Raw genomic sequence first — 17,005 nt, forward strand, 5'->3', positions numbered from 1 at the left:
TCTCTCTTTCCCTCCCGCTGCTCCACCTCCTCATGACATTTGTCAGCTGGGGTCATGACAGCACGCACTGCCGGAGAGGAGGGGCCGCCGGGAGTCTGGACGCATGACACCTGCGATCGAGGCGACCGACCTGCGCCGTACGTATGCCGAGGGATCCGGCCGGGGAACCGGCGGCGGCTTCGAGGCCGTGCGCGGGATCTCCTTCGCCGTCCCCCGGGGCGAGATCTTCGCCCTCCTCGGGACCAACGGCGCCGGCAAGACGTCCACCGTCGAGCTCCTGGAGGGCCTCGCCGCCCCCAGCGCCGGCACCGCCCGCGTCCTCGGCCACGACCCGTACCGCGAGCGGTCCGCCGTCCGCCCCCGGATCGGCATCATGCTCCAGGAGGGCGGCTTCCCCTCCGATCTCACCGTGGCCGAGACCATACGGATGTGGGCGGGGTGCACCAGCGGTGCCCGTCCCGTCGGGGAGGCGCTCGCCGCCACCGGCCTCGCCGGGCGCGAGCGCGTCCGGATCAAGCAGCTCTCCGGCGGCGAGCGGCGCCGGCTCGACCTGGCGCTCGCGCTGCTCGGCCGCCCCGAGGTGCTCTTCCTCGACGAGCCCACCACCGGCCTCGACGCCGAGGGCCGCCGCGACACCTGGGAGCTCGTCCGGCAGCTGCGGGACGGCGGCACGACCGTGCTCCTCACCACGCACTACCTGGAGGAGGTCGAAGCCCTCGCCGACCGCCTCGCGATCATGCACCGGGGCGAGATCGTCCTCTCCGGCACGCCGGCCGAGGTCACCGCCGCCCGCCCCGCCCGGATCCGCTTCACCCTCCCCGAAGGCGTGCTGGCCGCACATCTCCCGCTACGCCTGCGGGCCGCCGAGTCCGGCGGCCGCGTGGAGATCCGCACCCACGACCTCCAGGAGGACCTCTCCGTCCTCCTGGCCTGGGCCGGAGACGACGGCATACGGCTCGACGGGCTCGACGCCCGCTCCGCCTCCCTCGAAGAGGCGTTCCTCGACATCGCCTCGCGCGAAGGGTCGTCCCCGGACGGCCTGGCGCGGGACGGCTTGGAGCAGGACGGCCTGGGACAGGACGGTCCGTCCCACCACACCGCAGTCCGTACCGACCGGCAGGAGGCCGACACCCGATGAGCACCGTCACGACCACGTCCACGTCCCCGGTTCCCGGGCCCGCCTCCACCGTCCGCGGGCGGCTCACCGCCCTCGGCCGGGCCGAGCTGACCCTCCTCCTGCGCAACCGGAACAACCTCTTCATCGCGCTGCTCATGCCGCTGCTGATGGTCTTCCTGCTGCGCTCCTCGCTCAGCCAGCTCGACGCGGAGGCCCTGCCGATGGGCGCCGGGGCGGCCACCCTCATCGGCGGTACCGGCATGGTCCTGCTCCTCGTCGCCTACATGAGCCTCGTCTCCGCGCTCGTCGCCCGCCGCGAGGAACTCGTCCTCAAGCGGCTGCGGACCGGCGAGGCGAGCGACGCGGAGATCCTCACCGGCTGCGCCCTGCCCGCCACCGCCATCACGCTCGCGCAGTGCGCCGTGCTCACGGCCGGCGGGGTCGCCGTCCTCGGCGTGCCCGCTCCCGCCCGCCCCGACCTGCTGCTGCTCGGCGTCGCCGCCGCGATCGTCCTGCTCTCCGGGCTCGCCGCGCTCACCACCGTGATCACCCGCTCCGTCGAGAGCGCCGGCCTGACGACCCTGCCGCTCTTCCTCGTCTCCTGCTTCGGCTCGGGCCTCTTCGTGCCCCGCGACGTCCTGCCCCCGCTCGCCGGCGACCTCTGCGGACTGCTCCCGCTCAGCGGCGTGATGGAGTTCGTCCGGGCGGGCTGGCTCGGCACCGCGCACGCGGAGAGCCTGCTGGGCGCCGGCCTCAATACAGTGGCCTGGGGCGTCGTGACGGGGTGGGCGGTCCACCGGTGGTTCCGCTGGGAACCGCGGCGCTAGGTCTCGGAAAGGGGGGCGGCCCGATGTCCAGGCTGACCGGCTGGTGGTCCCGGCGCAGCAGCGCCGGAAAGGTCGAGTTGTACACGCGGTGGACCTTCCACCTCTTCGTGCCGATCGAGCTGTTCGTGCTCGGCGGCATCCCCTTCAGCAACGACGTACGGAGCCCGCACTCCACGAAGATCGCGGTCGGACTGCTCCTGTGGATCGGCGTCCACGCCGTGCTCTGCGCGTTCCTCGCGTCCCGCGCCCTGGACCACGCGACCGGGAAGCGGGAGCGGCCCGTGCGGCTCGCCGTCACGGTGGTCGGCGTCACCCTCGGCGTCGACTTCGTCCTGAACCTCCTGTGGGTGGCCCGCACACTGCCCGATCCGGGGGTGAACGTGACCGTCCTGGCGGGGACGTCCATCTTCACGCTCTGCGCGCTCGTCCTCTGCCTCGGCCCGGTGCGGCACATGGTGTACGCGGTGCTCGGTACCGCGTTCGCCACCGGCGCCCCGATCGCGGCGGCCGGCAACGGGCTGGACGTGGCGGCCGGTTCCGCGGTCGGCATCCTCGTCGGCGGCGTCTTCGTCTCCGCGACCAGCGGCTTCTCCTCCTGGCTGCTCCGGATCGTGAAGGAGCTGGAGAACTCCCGGGACCTCAAGGCCCGGCTGGCCGTCGCCGAGGAGCGGCTCCGCTTCGGACGGGACCTGCACGACGTCATGGGGCGGAACCTGTCGGTGATCGCGCTCAAGAGCGAACTCGCGGTGCAGCTCTCCCGGCGCGGACGCCCGGAGGCCATGGACCAGATGGTCGAGGTGCAGCGGATCGCGCAGGAGTCGCAGCGGGAGGTGCGCGAGGTCGTGCGCGGCTACCGCGAGGCCGACCTACGGGTCGAGCTGGAGGGCGCGCGCGGTGTGCTCGGGGCCGCCGGGATCGCCTGCGCCGTGGACGCCCCGGCGCTCGACCTGCCCCCGGAGGTGCAGTCGGCCCTGGGCTGGGTGGTCCGGGAGACCACGACGAACGTCCTGCGCCACGGGGACGCGCGCCGGTGCGCGATCGTGCTCCGGGCCGAGCCGGGGGCGGTGCTGCTCACCGTCGAGAACGACGGAGCGGTGGGCGCTGCCGACGGCCGGGACGGGGCGGGGGCAGTCGGCGTCACGGGCGGGCGCCGGGCCGGGTCCGGACTCGCCGGGCTGCGGGAGCGGCTCGGTGCGGTGGACGGCACCCTGGACGCGGGCCCGTCGGCACCTCAGTCCTTTCGCGTGACCGCCCGGGTCCCGCTGCCCCGCGCGGAACGGGTCGGTGCGGCGCGGAAGCCGGCGGCCCCGGCACGTCCCGTACCCGGGCAGGACCGGGAGCCCGGGCAGGACGGGAAGCCCGAGAGGCGAGGGAAGGTCGGGAAGCCCGACGGGCGGGGGGAGCCCGAGAAGTACGGGACGCTCGATGGGCACGAGGCGCGTAGGGCGCACGAGACGCCCGACGCGCACAACGCGCACGAGATGTGCGAGGCACACGAGCCACGCAAGACGCACAAGGCGCATGAGCCGCACCAGGCGTGCGAGAAGCACGAGGCACACGAGATACACAGGACGCACGAGCCGCACGGGGCGCAAGAGAAGCACGGGGCGCAAGAGAAGGAGGAGACGGTCGCGTGACCGTACGCGTACTGCTCGCCGACGACGAGCATCTGATCCGGGGCGCACTCGCCGCCCTGCTCGCCCTGGAGGACGACCTCGTGGTCGTCGCCGAGGCCGCAACCGGGCCCGAGGCGCTCGCCATGGCCCGCGCCCACCGGCCCGATGTCGCCGTGCTCGATCTGCAGATGCCGGGCATGGACGGTGTGATGGTCGCCACTGCCCTGCGGGACGAACTTCCCGACTGCCGGGCCATGATCGTGACGAGTCACGGGCGCCCCGGGCACCTGAAGCGGGCCCTCGCGGCGGGCGTCCGCGGCTTCGCCCCGAAGACCGTCAGCGCCCAGCGGCTCGCCGAGATCATCCGTAGCGTGCACGCCGGAAACCGTTACGTGGACCCGGAGTTGGCGGCCGACGCCATAGCGTCCGGGGACTCGCCGCTGACCGTGCGGGAGGCCGAGGTGCTCGAACTCGCCGCCGACGGAGCGCCCGTCGCGGAGATCGCCCGGCGCGCCTCGCTCTCCCCCGGGACCGTCCGGAACTACCTCTCCTCGGCCGCCGCGAAGGTCGGTGCCGAGAACCGTCACACGGCGGTGCGTCTCGCCCGGGCGAAAGGTTGGGTATAGTGGGCTGCGCGCTACGGCGCACGCGGACGTGGCTCAGTTGGTAGAGCATCACCTTGCCAAGGTGAGGGTCGCGAGTTCGAATCTCGTCGTCCGCTCCACGAAGAAGTCCCCGGTCGAATCCGACCGGGGGCTTTCTCGTTGCCGTGCTAGCTCCAGGCGTTGCCGGTGAGGAGCTCGTACGCCTCGATGTACTTGGCGCGGGTCGCGTCCACGACCTCCTGGGGGAGCGCCGGCGGGGGCTGCTCGCTCTTGCGGTCCCAGCCGGAGGCCGGGGAGGTCAGCCAGTCGCGCACGAACTGCTTGTCGTACGAGGGCTGGGCGCGGCCCGGCTGCCACTGGTCGGCCGGCCAGAAGCGCGAGGAGTCCGGGGTGAGGACCTCGTCGGCGAGGACGAGCCGGTCGCCGTCCGGGGTGCTCTCGAAGCCGAACTCGAACTTGGTGTCGGCCAGGATGATCCCGCGCTCGCGGGCGATGTCCCGGGCCCGGGAGTACACGGCGAGGGTGGTCTGGCGCAGCAGCGCGGCCGTCTCGGCGCCGACCTGGCGGGCGACCTCCTCGTACGACACGTTCTCGTCGTGGTCGCCCACGGCGGCCTTGGTGGCCGGGGTGAAGATCGGGGCGGGCAGCTCGGAGCCGTCGCTCAGGCCCTCGGGGAGCGCGAGGCCGCAGACCGTGCGGGACGCGTCGTACTCGACGAGACCGGAGCCGGTGAGGTAGCCACGGGCGACGCACTCGACCGGGACCATGTTCAGCGACTTGCAGACCAGGGTGCGGCCCGCCCAGTCGGCGGGGGCGCCGGCCGGCAGCTCGGTGGAGAGGACGTGGTGCGGGACCAGGTCGGAGAGCCGGTCGAACCACCACAGGGAGAGCCGGGTGAGGACCCGGCCCTTGTCGGGGATCTCGGTGGGCAGGACCCAGTCGTACGCGGACAGGCGGTCGCTCGCCACCATCACGAGGTCACCGGCCTCGTTCCGGTACAGGTCGCGCACCTTGCCCGTGTGGAGATGGGTGAGGCCCGGGACCTGGACGGGCTCGGGCTTTTCTACGAATCCGGACACGGTTCCTCCGCGTAGGTTGATCCAGGAGCGCTTCGATTCTCTCGCACCTGCGTGGATCACCGGCGGGCGGCCTCCGCGTACGGACCTGCCGACTCCTCCCCGTACCCGGTCAGTCCCTCTTGCAGATGCGGTCGAGGAGGTTCGCCGTGGCGCGCTGGATCCGGGAGTCCACGTGGCCCGGCCGGTCGAGGGCGGGCGACCAGGCGAAGGTGCCGGAGGCGAAGACCCAGGCGCCGGACGGGGCCCGGTAGAGGGAGGTCTCCTGGTGGCGCAGGGCTCCGTCGCCGTCCCGGTAGGGCGAGTGGGCGAGCAGGATGCGGCTCTCGTGCTCGGGGAGCGCGGTGCGCGGGAAGTACCGGTCGGCCTCGCCCGCGACCAGGCCCGGGATCTCGTCGCCGTCCCCGGCGCCGGTGGCCTCCCAGAGCCAGTGTTCGGCGTTCCGCACGACCAGCGGGTGCGGTTCGGGCACCCGGCCCGCGTACTGGATGCCGAGGAGCTGCTGCTCGGGGCGGTCGACCTCGCGCCAGAGCGCGGGCCTGCCAGGACCCTGGCGCTTGCGGCAGGTGAGGAGGCGGTCGGGCACGCCGGAGGCCGAGGGGCCCAGCTCCACCTGCCAGTACATGGTGTTGGCGGAGAGGAAGACGAGCGAGGTGCCCAGGTCGCGGGCGCGTTCGGCGGCCCGGCGCATCGGCGCCGACCAGTACTCGTCGTGGCCGGGGAAGACCAGGCCCCGGTAGCGGCCCGGGTCGACGCGGCCCGCGTGCAGGTCGCGGGTCTCGGCGTACGCCAGGTCGTAGCCGTAGCGCTCGGCCCAGCGGATGAAGTCGTAGGCGTGCCCGACGTGCAGCGGCAGCCCCGCGCCCGCGTAGGGGCGGTCGAAGGAGACGGTGACGGCCGCGTCCTCCTCGCCGAGCAGCCGGCCGTCCTCGTCCCAGGCGTGGTAGAGGCTGGCGCCGGTGCGGCCGTCCTCCGGGTAGAGGTTGTACGCCTGCCAGGTCACGTCCGGGAGGACGAGGAGCAGGTCCGCCGGGTGGTCGTCGCGGACCGTGAAGGGGATGTGGGAGCGGTGCCCGTCGGCGGTGGTGAGGACGGCGACGTACGCGCCGATCGCCCAGTAGCCGGGGACCTGGAGCCGCCAGGACTGCCACCAGTGGTGGCAGGAGACCGTGCGGTCGACGATGAGCGGGGCGGGCTGGACGATCCCGGAGAGGCGCGGGCTGGTGGTGATCTTCGCGGCGCCGTGACCGCCGTAGTGCCCGATGCGATAGATGTCGACCGAGAACTGCTGCGGCGGGTCCACGGTGATGTGGAAGTCGATCGACTCGCCCGGCGCGACGGCTCCGCCGGACGCGAAGCCCTTGATCTGGCGCCGGACGTCGTCGGCCGTGCGGGGGCCGCCGCTGCCGCCCCGGGCCAGGACCTCGTCCGCGTACCAGGGCACCATCTGGCCGGTGTCGTCGAAGTAGTTGTCCGAGCCGCGCAGCCAGGGCAGCGGGCCCTGGCCGAAGGGATCGGAGACGGCGTGCGCGAGCGCGCCCGACTCCCACCGTCTGATCTGATCCGCCCCCATGCTGCGCCCCTCCCTCGACTCCCCCGGTCGGCCGGTCAGTGCCGGTGAATTCGCGTCTCTGTCAGTGATGACCTCCAGCACATCACATAACGCACGCACTCCGTCACCGTTCGTCGTGAATTGACGAGAGTGGAAGACGGGGTTCCGCATGTGCCACCGGTCTATGCCGGGGGCTCACGACGGAGCCGCGTCCGGGGGCGCGCCCCGGGCGGTGCGCCAGCGGTGCGTCAGACGAGCCGTACGGGCTTCTCGGGGCGTACGCCGGTGCGCGCGAGCCAGTCCCGCAGGGGCTCGGGGTCGCCGTCCTCGACCAGGGAGAGGACGCGGGGGCCGAGGTCCGTGGCCCGCTCGCCGCCGAGGAGCAGGGCCGGACCGTCGAGCCAGTCGAGCCCGGGGGCCGCCTCGGCGGTGTCCACGGCCGCGCAGCAGACCATCGCGGTGACGTGGTCGGCGAGCAGGTCGCGGCCGCTGCGGGGTGGCTGGAGCGGGAAGAGCGGCAAGGGGCCGTCGGGGCCGCTGACGCCCTCGTACGCGGTGGCCTGCTCCCCCGTCGGCTCGGCCGCCGCCCGGCCGCCCCGGGCGCTCTCGGCAGCGACCCGCGCCTCCCGCGCGGCCTCCTCCCGCGCGAGCAGGGCGCTGAGGGCCCCGGCGAGCGCGTCGGCGGCGGGGTTGACCGGGAGGTCGTCGTCGAGGTCGTCGAGACCGCCGAACTCGTCGGGACCGCTGAGACCGCCGAGACCGTCCGGATCGGAGAGGTCTTCGGGGGCTCCCGAGCCGGAGGGACCGTCCGGGCCGGAAAGGCGGCCCGGGCCGGAGGGGTTCTCCACGGCGGAGGGGCCGTCACGACCGTCCGACTCGCGGCCGGCCGTGCCGGGAGAGCCGCCCGGCACGGAGAGGCCCTCCGGGTCGGACGAGCCGGTCGTGTCAGAGGAACCGCCCAGGTCGGGCAGACCGTCGGGGCCTCCCGCGCCCGAGGGGCCGTCGAGGAGCCGGGCGTCCGACTCCGGAAGGCCTTCCGGGGTCTCGAGAGGCCTCGGGCCCGAAGGGGCTTCCCCTACCGCCCCGGGGGGCGGCGTCGTCGTCAGGCGGTCGATCACGCGGGTCAGGGTCGGGCCGTCGGCCGGGGGCGGGGCGCCGGGCGCGGCGGCGGCCGCGTCGATGCCGTCGAGGACCTGGTGGAGCCGGGCCGCGTCCGTACGCCACTTCCGGTCGACGACCTCTTCCGGGTACTGGCTCCACTCAACCGGCGACCAGTCGGGGCCGGGCGCGGCCGGGCCGCCGTGGAAGAGGCGGGCGGCGAGCAGCGAGGCGGCCTCGTCGACCGCGCCCGGCTCCTCCAGGAGGTCGCAGGCCGGCCGCTCCCCGAGCCGGGAGGAGAAGCCGTCCGCGAGCCGGTCGCGGCGGGACAGCTCGGTCAGGGCGGAGACCACGCCCGCGTCGAGCTTGGCGGGCCAGCGGCCCATGCGCCAGGCGGGCAGCGCGACCCGGGTCAGGAGGCGGTCCCAGCCCGCGTAGGCCAGGCCGACCTGCTCCTGCGCCACGATCCGTACGCCGTAGTCGACCTCCTGGGCGCGCTCCGAGCCCGCGGCGGCGACCCCGCGCTCCATCTCGGCGGCGTGCCCCCGACAGGCGCGCAGCAGGACGCGGGCGACCTGCCCGACGCCGTGGGCGCCGAGGCGGCGGACCGGGTCGAGGCCGGGGTCCCGGGGCACGGCGATCGCGGCGTCCAGGCCGCGGACGAAGCGGCGGGCGGCGGCTATGTCGGGGTGGGCGGCCGGTCCCGTACCGGCGACGACGGGGGCGAGGACCGCCCGCAGCTCGCCGACGCGCATCCACCAGAGGAAGGGCGAGCCTATGACCAGGACGGGAGCGGCACCGGCTCCGGCTCCACCGCCCGCGCGGGGCGCCCGGTGGGCGCGGTGCGTGCGGTCCTCCAGCCAGCTGTCGCAGTCCGGCGTCAGGGCTATCGCGGCCGGTGCCGGGACGCCGAGCCGGTCGGCCAGGTCCCGCACGAGCCGGTACAGGTCGGGGGCGGCGGTCTCGGCCAGCTCCACCGTCGGCGTGGCGGCCGGGCGGGCCCGGGCGACGACGGCGGCGACGGCCGCGGCGACCAGGAGGACGACGACCGCGAGGACGGTCACGACCCAGCGGGCCGTGCCCCATCCCGTACCCGAGAAGTGGCCGGTGACCTCGCCCGCGTACAGCACGACGGCGACCGCGGCGGGGAGCACCGCGAGGCCCAGTGCCCTGCCGCGGACGCGGAGGACGGCGAGGGCCCGGGAGCGCGCGGCGCGCGCACCCCACTCCTCGCCGACGGCGGAACCGGTGCCGGACACGCCGCTCATCATCCCCTCCTGCCCTGGTCGGGACTGCCTGTGGCGGTGTTGGTCACTCCCCCACTGTGGCACCCGTCACTGACATCGCAATGCCGGTGGGCCAAGTGCCGGAACGCCTGCGCCGCACCCTAGTTGGGGTGGTGGCGGGCGTCATCCGGATGGCTCATCCGTCACTCGATGGAATGGCTTTGGGCAAAGGTGATGGCGCTCGCGCGGCCGTGCGGTCCACCGCACGGCCGCGCGAATCGGTCACGGGGAAATCAGGCCTCGGCGGCCTTCCGCGCGATGTCCGTGCGGTGCTGGGAACCGTCAAGCCGGATGCGGCCGACCGCCGCGTAGGCGCGCTCGCGGGCCCGCGCCAGGTCCGTTCCGGTGGCGGTGACCGAGAGGACGCGGCCGCCCGCGCTCACCACGGCGTCGCCGTCCCGCTTCGTCCCGGCGTGCAGCACGTACGCGTGCGGGGCGTCCAGCTCCGCGATCTCCTCCAGGCCCGTGATCCGGTCGCCGGTGCGCGGGGTGTCCGGGTAGTTGTGGGAGGCGACGACCACGGTGACGGCGGCGGCGTCCCGCCAGCGGAGCGGGGCCTGGTCGGCGAGGGTGCCGTTGGCGGCGTTCAGCAGGACGCCGGCGAGCGGGGTCGCGAGCCGGGCCAGGACGACCTGGGTCTCGGGGTCGCCGAAGCGGGCGTTGAACTCGATGACCCGGACGCCGCGGCTCGTGATCGCCAGACCGGCGTACAGCAGGCCGGAGAAGGGGGTGCCGCGGCGGCGCAGCTCGTCGACGGTCGGCTGGAGGACGGTCTCCAGGACCTCGTCGACCAGCTTGGGGTCGGCCCAGGGCAGCGGGGAGTACGCGCCCATGCCGCCGGTGTTCGGGCCCTCGTCGCCGTCGAGCGCGCGCTTGAAGTCCTGCGCGGGCTGGAGCGGGAGGACGGTGGTGCCGTCGGTGATCGCGAAGAGGGAGACCTCGGGGCCGTCGAGGTACTCCTCGATGACCACGCGGTCGCACGCGAGCGCGTGCGTCCGGGCCTTCTCCAGGTCGTCGGTGACGACGACGCCCTTGCCGGCGGCGAGGCCGTCGTCCTTCACCACGTACGGGGCGCCGAAGGCGTCGAGCGCCTCGTCGATCTCCTCGGGGGTGGTGCAGACGTAGCTGCGGGCGGTGGGCACTCCGGCGCCGGCCATGACGTCCTTGGCGAAGGCCTTGGAGCCCTCCAGCTCCGCCGCCTCCCGCGAGGGGCCGAAGACGGGGATGCCGGCCGCGCGGACGGCGTCGGCGACGCCGGCGACGAGCGGGGCCTCCGGGCCGACGACGACGAGGCCGGCGTCCAGCTCGGTGGCGAGGCGCGCGACGGCGTCGCCGTCCAGCTGGTCGACGGCGTGCAGCTCGGCGACCTCCGCGATTCCGGCGTTGCCGGGCGCGCAGTGCAGAGCGGTGACGTCGGGATCGAGGGAGAGAGAGCGGCACAGGGCGTGTTCGCGGGCGCCGCCGCCGATGACGAGGACCTTCACGCCAGCCAGGGTAGCCCGCGGGACGGGATGCCCCTCGTACGGGCCACCGAGCGAGACGGCCCTACTCGTTCGTGTATTCCTCCACAACGGTGGCGCCGAGCTCGCGCACGATCAGGTCGTGGCCGGAGAGGGCCGAGTCGACGAGGTCGGGGTCGTCCTCCTCGGGAACGTCGTCCTCCGGCGCCACGGGCTGCGGCGCGGGCGGGGTGTAGGCGGGCGCGGACGGCGCCTTCGCGGGCGGTGCCGGGGCGGGCGCCTCCCGTACGGGCGGGGGCGGCGGGGCCTGCTGGAAGGAGGGCGCCGGGGCGGGGGCCGGGGGCGCCGCCGGGGCGGGGGCGACCGGGCGGCCGCCGAAGTTGGCGGCGGCGGGCGGCGGCGCGGCACCGCCCGAGGGATCGACGATCGCCTCGATCTTCCAGTTGACGTTGAACTGCTCGGCGAGGGCCTGCTTCAGGACGTCCTCGCTGCCGCTGCTCGCGAAGTTGTCCCGGGCGCCGGCGTTGAGGAAGCCGAGCTGGAGGGTGGTGCCGTCGAACCCGGCGACCTGCGCGTTCTGACTGAGCAGGATCCAGGTGAACCGGCGGCGGTTCTTGACGGCGTCGAGGATCTGCGGCCACAGGTTCCGCACCTGGGCGGTGTCACCGCCGGAGGGCGCGGGGGACGCGGAAGACGCGGGGGCGGGTACGGGGGCCTGCGGGGCCTGTACGGGGGCCGGGGCGGGAGCGGGCGTGGACGCACCGGGCCAGGCGCCGGGGGTGCCGCCGCCGGGCACGGCCGCTCCGGGCCAGGCCCCGGGCCGGGAGCCGGCGGACGCGGGGGCGGGTGCCTGCTGCTGGGCCTGGGGCTGCGGTTGTACGGGCGGGGGCGGGGCCATGGGGGTGTGGGCGTCGGGCCCGGGGACGTACCCCATGGCGGGCGCGGGGGGCCCGGGCGTGAAGACGGGCGCGGGGGCCGCGGGCGCGGCGGCGGACGACGGGGCGCCGCGCTCCAGCCGGTCGAGGCGCGCCTGGACGGAGCGCTCGTCGTCGAAGGCGGCGGGCAGCAGTACGCGCGCGCAGATCAGCTCCAGCTGGAGCCGGGGGGAGGTGGCGCCCCGCATCTCGGTGAGACCGGCGTTCACGAGGTCGGCGGCCCGGCTGAGCTCGGCGGCTCCGAAGACGGACGCCTGGGCCTGCATCCGCTCGACCACGTCGACCGGGGCGTCGATGAGCCCCTTCTCGGCGGCGTCCGGGACGGCGGCCAGGATCACCAGGTCGCGCAGCCGCTCCAGGAGGTCGGCGACGAAGCGGCGGGGGTCGTTGCCGCCCTCGACGACCCGGTCGACGATCTCGAAGGCGGCGGCGCCGTCCCCGGCGGCGAAGGCGTCGACGACGGAGTCGAGCAGCGTGCCGTCGGTGTAGCCGAGGAGGGAGGTGGCCATGGCGTAGGTCACGCCGTCGTCGGCGGCACCGGCCAGGAGCTGGTCCATGACGGACATCGAGTCACGCACGGAACCGGCGCCGGCACGCACGACGAGGGGCAGCACGCCGTCCTCGACGGGGATGCCCTCGCGTCCGCAGACGTCGCCGAGGTAGTCGCGGAGGGTGCCGGGCGGCACGAGCCGGAAGGGGTAGTGGTGGGTCCGCGACCGGATGGTCCCGATGACCTTCTCGGGCTCGGTGGTGGCGAAGATGAACTTCAGGTGCTCCGGGGGCTCCTCGACCACCTTCAGGAGGGCGTTGAAGCCCGCCGAGGTGACCATGTGGGCCTCGTCGATGATGTAGATCTTGTACCGGCTGGAGGCGGGCCCGAAGAAGGCCTTCTCCCGCAGGTCACGGGCGTCGTCCACACCACCGTGCGAGGCGGCGTCGATCTCGATGACGTCGATCGACCCGGGGCCGTTCCGCGCGAGGTCCTGACAGGACTGGCACTCGCCGCAGGGGGTGGGGGTGGGTCCCTGCTCGCAGTTCAGGCACCGCGCGAGGATCCGCGCGCTGGTCGTCTTGCCGCAGCCGCGGGGTCCGCTGAACAGGTACGCGTGATTGACCCGGTTGTTCCGCAGGGCCTGCTGCAACGGGTCGGTGACATGCTCCTGCCCGATGACCTCGGCGAAGGACTCGGGGCGATAGCGGCGGTAGAGCGCGAGAGACGACACGTGTACGAGGTTATAGGCGCGCACCGACAACCCGGGAAAAACGGCCGGGGCCGCCTGGCCGCCCGGTTGCCCCCGACCGCCGGTCGCCGGCCCCGGGAACGCAAGCGCCCCCCACGCACCCGCCAGAGCCGACCTACCCTTGCTGCCTTCCGGCCCTGGGGGAGTTCAGTCAGATAGCGCCGCGTGAGGGGCTCCGCCCAGACTACCCGATGCCGGGGCTCCCGGACCCCACACCTCCCGCCCCGGACCCGGCACCGACCCCACCTGGGATCGAGTTCGCGAGCACCCCCCTCGGTCATGTAATGTTCCCGGCGGAGGATTCGCCTAGAGGCCTAGGGCGCACGCTTGGAAAGCGTGTTGGGGGCAACCCCTCACGAGTTCGAATCTCGTATCCTCCGCCAGTGCCTCACCGGGCACGATGTCGAAGGGCCCCACCGTTCGCGGTGGGGCCCTTCGACGTTCCAGGGCCACCAGACAGATGGCTACCCCATCTGTGACGCTCGCCACGGGCACAGACGCCTCGGGGATGGTTCGCTTACCGACCGGCTCCCGATGCACTTTCTCCATGTTGACCCCAAATCCGTCAACCTCGGCCCTTTCTTCGGCCAGTAACACCCCAGCTCTCCCTTGCTCAGGCGCAGCGGTAACCACTCCTACGGAGTGAGGACAGCCGAGAAGGCCCCATTCACTTGATCGAGGGTTTACGAGCGGAAGGTACGTTCCTGCGGCCACTCGAACTCGATTATGCCGATACGTTCTGTGACGTTCAGTCGGCATGTGAGCGACAGGGGTTATCCATGAGGAAGCTTACCGCAGCGGCGATTACCACCGGGTTGTTCTTCGGGGGAATGGGGGTAGCCATGGCCGACTCCGCATGGCACCGCACGGAGGACTTCAAGACAGGCGGAGCTCGGTTCGAAGAAGCAAAGTACAAGTGGGAGGCCCCGGGGACCATGCATGGCGCATTCCACATCAAAGGAAGGCTGTCCGACATCGGCTTCAAGGACAGCCACAACGTCTATCTGCAGGTAAAGGTCCACGGCTACGGGTGGAACCGCTTCAACGGCACTCAAAAGAGGAGTGTCTGGATCGACAAGATCGTCTACGACGGAGCCACTCGATACACAAGGTCGGCCGAAGTTCGCGTGTGCCAGAACCGTGGCTCCCTCCGCCCCGACAACTGCTCCTTCACCAGGCCTTTCGAACGTCCTTGACAAATCAACCGGACTCTACGGGAGCCGTCATCCAGCGGCTCCCGCCCTAGTAGGAGTACGCATAAAAATGGACGTCATCCTCCGCGCTGAAGGCGTGGACCTCTTCTACGGCACCCAGCAGGCCGTCATCGGTGTCGACTTCACACTCAAGCGCGGCGAAGTGGCCGCCATCATGGGCAGCAGCGGATCGGGCAAGTCGTCCCTGCTGTACTGCCTCGCCGGCGTCCTGCCGCCCACCAACGGGGCGGTGACCTTCGACGGGGAGCGGTTGTCCTGCCTGCCCGACGGGGAACTCAGTGCGCTGCGGCGTACGCGGTTGGGCTTCGTCTTCCAGTACGGGGAGTTACTGCCGGAGCTGACCGTCGAGGAGAACGCGGCGCTTCCTCTCCGGCTCGCCGGGATCAGCAAGGACCACGCCCACGCCATGGCCGGCCAGGTGCTTAAGCGGCTCGGCATGAGCGATCTGGTGCGGCGCAGGACCTCGAAGCTGTCGGGCGGCCAGAGTCAGCGGGTGGCGGTCGCCCGGGCCTTGGTCCACCGGCCGGACGTGGTGTTCGCGGACGAGCCGACCGGGGCGCTCGACAGTGCCAATGCGGCTGCCGTGCTCGATGAGTTCCTTCAGTTGGCGCGGAGGCAGAAGACCGCGGTGGTCATCGTGACTCACGATGCCGATGTCGCGGCGAAGGCCGATACGCAGTACACGATGACGGACGGTGTTCTGGCGCAGCGGGTGGCGGTGTGAACCCGTTCCTCCTCGGGATGCGCCTGCTGTGGGGTAGTGGGCGCAGGGGGCGGGTTCGTTTTCTGTTGATGTCGCTCGGGTCGGCGCTTGGGGTGGCTTGTCTTGCCGCCACCCTTACGATTCCCACGATCATCGCCGCCAACGACGCACGCGTGACAAGTCGAACCGTGCATCCGGGAAACAACAAGAACGCCGTTTATCAGGAATTCCTGGACCCCTACGGATCACAACGACTTCATCGAGTTTTCATCGGACGTACGGGAACTGGATCCGTACCCACTCCACCTGGCGTAAAAGAACTCCCTCATGCGGGAGAAGCGATCGTCTCGCCAAAGTTGACAGAGGTTCTGGCGGCCAATCCACGCGCGGCGGGGCTTGTACCCGGACGTGTGATCGGCACCATCGCGCCGACGGGACTGAGTGGGCCTGACGACTTGTACGCCTACATCGGCGCACCTCCCACCGAACTTAGCGAAGCGAGGCCGTTGGGCTACTTCGGTTCCACGTACACAGAGCACGAACTCATCGACCCCTCAACCCTCGACATCCTGCGGTTCACTCTTGGGTGCATCGTGTTGCTCCCCCTCACCATCTTTCTTTCTGTCTGTGCACGGCTGTCCAGCGAGTCCCGTGCACGTCGCCTCGCCGCCCTCCGACTTGTTGGACTCAGCAGGAAGGACACGTTGCGGGTCAATGCTGGGGAGAGTGTGGTAGCCGTGTTCCTCGGGGCTGTCCTGGGGATTCTGGGGTACCTCGCTGTAAACGAAGCCATGGCACGCATCGGCCTGCCCGGACTGCGCTGGTTCCCAGCGGACGGACGCCCCGAGACGACCACATTGATTGCGTGCCTGTTGGGTTGCCCGGTCCTCGCCGCAATCGTAAGCCGGGTTGGCGCACAGCAAGCCGCGTTGTCACCCATCAATGTGCGGCGGACAGGAGAGCGTAAGGCCCCTAGGAAATTCGGTACGTTTCTACTGGTTCCAGGCCTCGGGGTCATCGGTGGATATTGCACACTCAGCGCGATGGGGGAAGATCCGTCAGGAGGCTCTGCCAGCGCCGTACTGGTTCCTGGCGCTGTCCTACTGACTGGCACAGGGCTTGCACTTGGATTGGCACCGATTACGGCATGGCTCTCGCAACGCCTTGCCTCAACATCGAAATCTCTGACATTGGCGCTGGCCATGCGCCGGACAGAAGTCGATCCGGGAAGTGCACTACGGGTGGCCACAGGGCTCGTATTGCTCCTATTCGGCGCCTCACTCACTCAAGGTGTCCTCATTGAGTTGGACCAGGTAAGTCGCCGAACAGCCCCCGTGCAGGAGTACAGGATTCCCCTTTCCGACTTGAGCAACCAACAGCGCTCACAGATCATTGAGCTGAACAAAGTGAACGCTCATGCGCTGTCTGTCGACTCCTGGGAAGGGGATCTCGAAGAGGACCGGCCACAAGTGGGCGGCATCGTCGCCAAGTGCGCCCAGTTGGCAGCTTTCAGTAAGACCATCCGCGGTTGTGTCGATGACGAAGTTATGATCCTCAAAGATCCGGACTTCCTTTTCGACGAAGACGCCCGGCCCGGAAGTACTTTTCCGTTCCTGTTGAGCGATGGGCGCAAGGTGGGCATCGCTGTACCTCAAGCCACTGTCGCCGCTCAGTTTTACGACCCTTCCGAAGTCAATGGCCCGAGTCTCCTCATCCCACCCTCGTTGTTCCCCCGAGGAACTCAGGTCGAAAACGCCGATCTCGTACTGGTCAGCTCTTCCGACCCCGCCACCATCCGCTCCGTCCTGGACGGCATCGGCGCCATCGCCCCCACCGCCTCCGTAGAACCCGTGGGCATCGTGATCGATTCGCTCGCGCAGTTGACCGTGATTCGGAGTCTGCTCGTCGTCGGGATGGTGCTGGGGCTGGTGATCGGGGTGGCCGCGTTCGTCGTGTCCGTGGCCGATCGGGCCATGGAGCGGCGGGGGCAGGTGACCGCGTTGGCGTTGTTGGGGGCGGGGGCCGGGACGTTGCGGGTGGTGCAGGTGGTGCAGGTGGTGTTGCCGTTGGTGGTGGGGCTGGGGGCGGCGATCGTGGCCGGGTGGCTTGCCGAGTCCAGTTATCTGATCACCGGGGGCGGGGCCGTGCACTGGGACTGGGAGGGGCTGCCCCTGCTGTTCGCCTGTGCGCTGGGCGTCGTGCTCGCGGCCGCGCTCGCCTCCGTGCCCATGGTCCGGCGGCACGTCGATCCCGAGCACATCCGGCGGGATTGATC

12 protein-coding genes, 2 tRNA genes and 1 other RNA gene are annotated in these 17,005 nt (G+C 71.7%); 9 read left to right on the plus strand and 6 right to left on the minus strand.

The features are described 5' to 3' along the window. Nucleotides 1-103 precede the first annotated feature (103 nt). The 5 genes from ACIQD7_RS21025 to ACIQD7_RS21045 all read left to right on the plus strand — a co-directional run bounded on the left by ACIQD7_RS21025 (nucleotide 104) and on the right by ACIQD7_RS21045 (nucleotide 4,284). Nucleotides 104-1,138: an ABC transporter ATP-binding protein gene (locus ACIQD7_RS21025; RefSeq protein ID WP_402443354.1), complete on the plus strand. Its 1,035-nt coding sequence runs from the start codon at nucleotides 104-106 to the stop codon at nucleotides 1,136-1,138. Then, a complete protein-coding gene (locus ACIQD7_RS21030) occupies nucleotides 1,135-1,944 on the plus strand; it encodes an ABC transporter permease (protein ID WP_402443356.1) in 810 nt (269 codons plus the stop codon). Before ACIQD7_RS21025 ends, ACIQD7_RS21030 begins: the two co-directional genes overlap by 4 nt. A 23-nt stretch (nucleotides 1,945-1,967) precedes the next feature. Then, complete coding sequence (locus tag ACIQD7_RS21035) at nucleotides 1,968-3,581, plus strand: histidine kinase (RefSeq protein ID WP_402443358.1); 1,614 nt, start codon at nucleotides 1,968-1,970, stop codon at nucleotides 3,579-3,581. Beyond that, nucleotides 3,578-4,186: a response regulator gene (locus ACIQD7_RS21040; protein ID WP_391165932.1), complete on the plus strand. Its 609-nt coding sequence runs from the start codon at nucleotides 3,578-3,580 to the stop codon at nucleotides 4,184-4,186. The genes ACIQD7_RS21035 and ACIQD7_RS21040 overlap by 4 nt, the downstream gene beginning before the upstream one ends. A 22-nt stretch (nucleotides 4,187-4,208) precedes the next feature. Further along, nucleotides 4,209-4,284, plus strand: a tRNA-Gly gene (locus ACIQD7_RS21045). 48 nt (nucleotides 4,285-4,332) lie between these two features. Here the strand turns inward: ACIQD7_RS21045 and ACIQD7_RS21050 are convergent. The 6 genes from ACIQD7_RS21050 to ffs all read right to left on the minus strand — a co-directional run bounded on the left by ACIQD7_RS21050 (nucleotide 4,333) and on the right by ffs (nucleotide 12,991). Then, on the minus strand, nucleotides 4,333-5,244 hold the full coding sequence (locus ACIQD7_RS21050; protein WP_121831176.1) for a phosphoribosylaminoimidazolesuccinocarboxamide synthase: 912 nt from the start codon (nucleotides 5,242-5,244) through the stop codon (nucleotides 4,333-4,335). Between the two features lie 109 nt (nucleotides 5,245-5,353). Further along, nucleotides 5,354-6,814: a N,N-dimethylformamidase beta subunit family domain-containing protein gene (locus ACIQD7_RS21055; protein WP_402443361.1), complete on the minus strand. Its 1,461-nt coding sequence runs from the start codon at nucleotides 6,812-6,814 to the stop codon at nucleotides 5,354-5,356. Between the two features lie 227 nt (nucleotides 6,815-7,041). Further along, nucleotides 7,042-9,159, minus strand: coding sequence for a hypothetical protein (locus ACIQD7_RS21060; RefSeq protein ID WP_402443362.1), 2,118 nt, complete (start codon nucleotides 9,157-9,159; stop codon nucleotides 7,042-7,044). A 251-nt stretch (nucleotides 9,160-9,410) separates the two neighbouring features. After that, complete coding sequence (gene purD / locus ACIQD7_RS21065; protein WP_402443364.1) at nucleotides 9,411-10,661, minus strand: phosphoribosylamine--glycine ligase; 1,251 nt, start codon at nucleotides 10,659-10,661, stop codon at nucleotides 9,411-9,413. 61 nt (nucleotides 10,662-10,722) lie between these two features. Continuing rightward, on the minus strand, nucleotides 10,723-12,795 hold the full coding sequence (locus tag ACIQD7_RS21070; RefSeq protein WP_402443366.1) for a DNA polymerase III subunit gamma and tau: 2,073 nt from the start codon (nucleotides 12,793-12,795) through the stop codon (nucleotides 10,723-10,725). Between the two features lie 97 nt (nucleotides 12,796-12,892). Continuing rightward, nucleotides 12,893-12,991, minus strand: an RNA gene (gene ffs / locus ACIQD7_RS21075) — signal recognition particle sRNA small type. A 117-nt stretch (nucleotides 12,992-13,108) separates the two neighbouring features. Here ffs and ACIQD7_RS21080 point away from each other — a divergent pair. The 4 genes from ACIQD7_RS21080 (at nucleotide 13,109) to ACIQD7_RS21095 (ending at nucleotide 17,003) form a co-directional block, all read left to right on the plus strand. Continuing rightward, nucleotides 13,109-13,196 (plus strand) — tRNA-Ser (locus tag ACIQD7_RS21080). Between the two features lie 396 nt (nucleotides 13,197-13,592). Then, the gene (locus tag ACIQD7_RS21085) at nucleotides 13,593-14,009 is read left to right on the plus strand and encodes a hypothetical protein (protein WP_402443368.1); all 417 of its coding nucleotides are present in this window, start codon (nucleotides 13,593-13,595) and stop codon (nucleotides 14,007-14,009) included. Between the two features lie 67 nt (nucleotides 14,010-14,076). After that, nucleotides 14,077-14,751, plus strand: a complete 675-nt coding sequence (locus ACIQD7_RS21090; protein WP_121829725.1) for an ABC transporter ATP-binding protein — start codon at nucleotides 14,077-14,079, stop codon at nucleotides 14,749-14,751. Then, entirely contained in the window at nucleotides 14,748-17,003 is a 2,256-nt protein-coding gene (locus ACIQD7_RS21095; protein WP_402443370.1) for an ABC transporter permease, read from the plus strand. The genes ACIQD7_RS21090 and ACIQD7_RS21095 overlap by 4 nt, the downstream gene beginning before the upstream one ends. Nucleotides 17,004-17,005: the final 2 nt, after the last annotated feature.

Source organism: Streptomyces sp. NPDC093071 (assembly GCF_044754545.1).
In the GTDB taxonomy this organism is placed as follows: Bacteria; Actinomycetota; Actinomycetes; order Streptomycetales; family Streptomycetaceae; genus Streptomyces.

What these genes read in the sequence shown, in the direction of transcription:
- ACIQD7_RS21060 (WP_402443362.1), bottom strand. Translation starts at nt 9,159, where the DNA reads ATGAGCGGCGTGTCCGGCACCGGTTCCGCCGTCGGCGAGGAGTGGGGT.
- ACIQD7_RS21035 (WP_402443358.1), top strand. Translation starts at nt 1,968, where the DNA reads ATGTCCAGGCTGACCGGCTGGTGGTCCCGGCGCAGCAGCGCCGGAAAG.
- ACIQD7_RS21090 (WP_121829725.1), top strand. Translation starts at nt 14,077, where the DNA reads ATGGACGTCATCCTCCGCGCTGAAGGCGTGGACCTCTTCTACGGCACC.
- ACIQD7_RS21025 (WP_402443354.1), top strand. Translation starts at nt 104, where the DNA reads ATGACACCTGCGATCGAGGCGACCGACCTGCGCCGTACGTATGCCGAG.
- ACIQD7_RS21030 (WP_402443356.1), top strand. Translation starts at nt 1,135, where the DNA reads ATGAGCACCGTCACGACCACGTCCACGTCCCCGGTTCCCGGGCCCGCC.
- ACIQD7_RS21055 (WP_402443361.1), bottom strand. Translation starts at nt 6,814, where the DNA reads ATGGGGGCGGATCAGATCAGACGGTGGGAGTCGGGCGCGCTCGCGCAC.
- ACIQD7_RS21085 (WP_402443368.1), top strand. Translation starts at nt 13,593, where the DNA reads ATGAGGAAGCTTACCGCAGCGGCGATTACCACCGGGTTGTTCTTCGGG.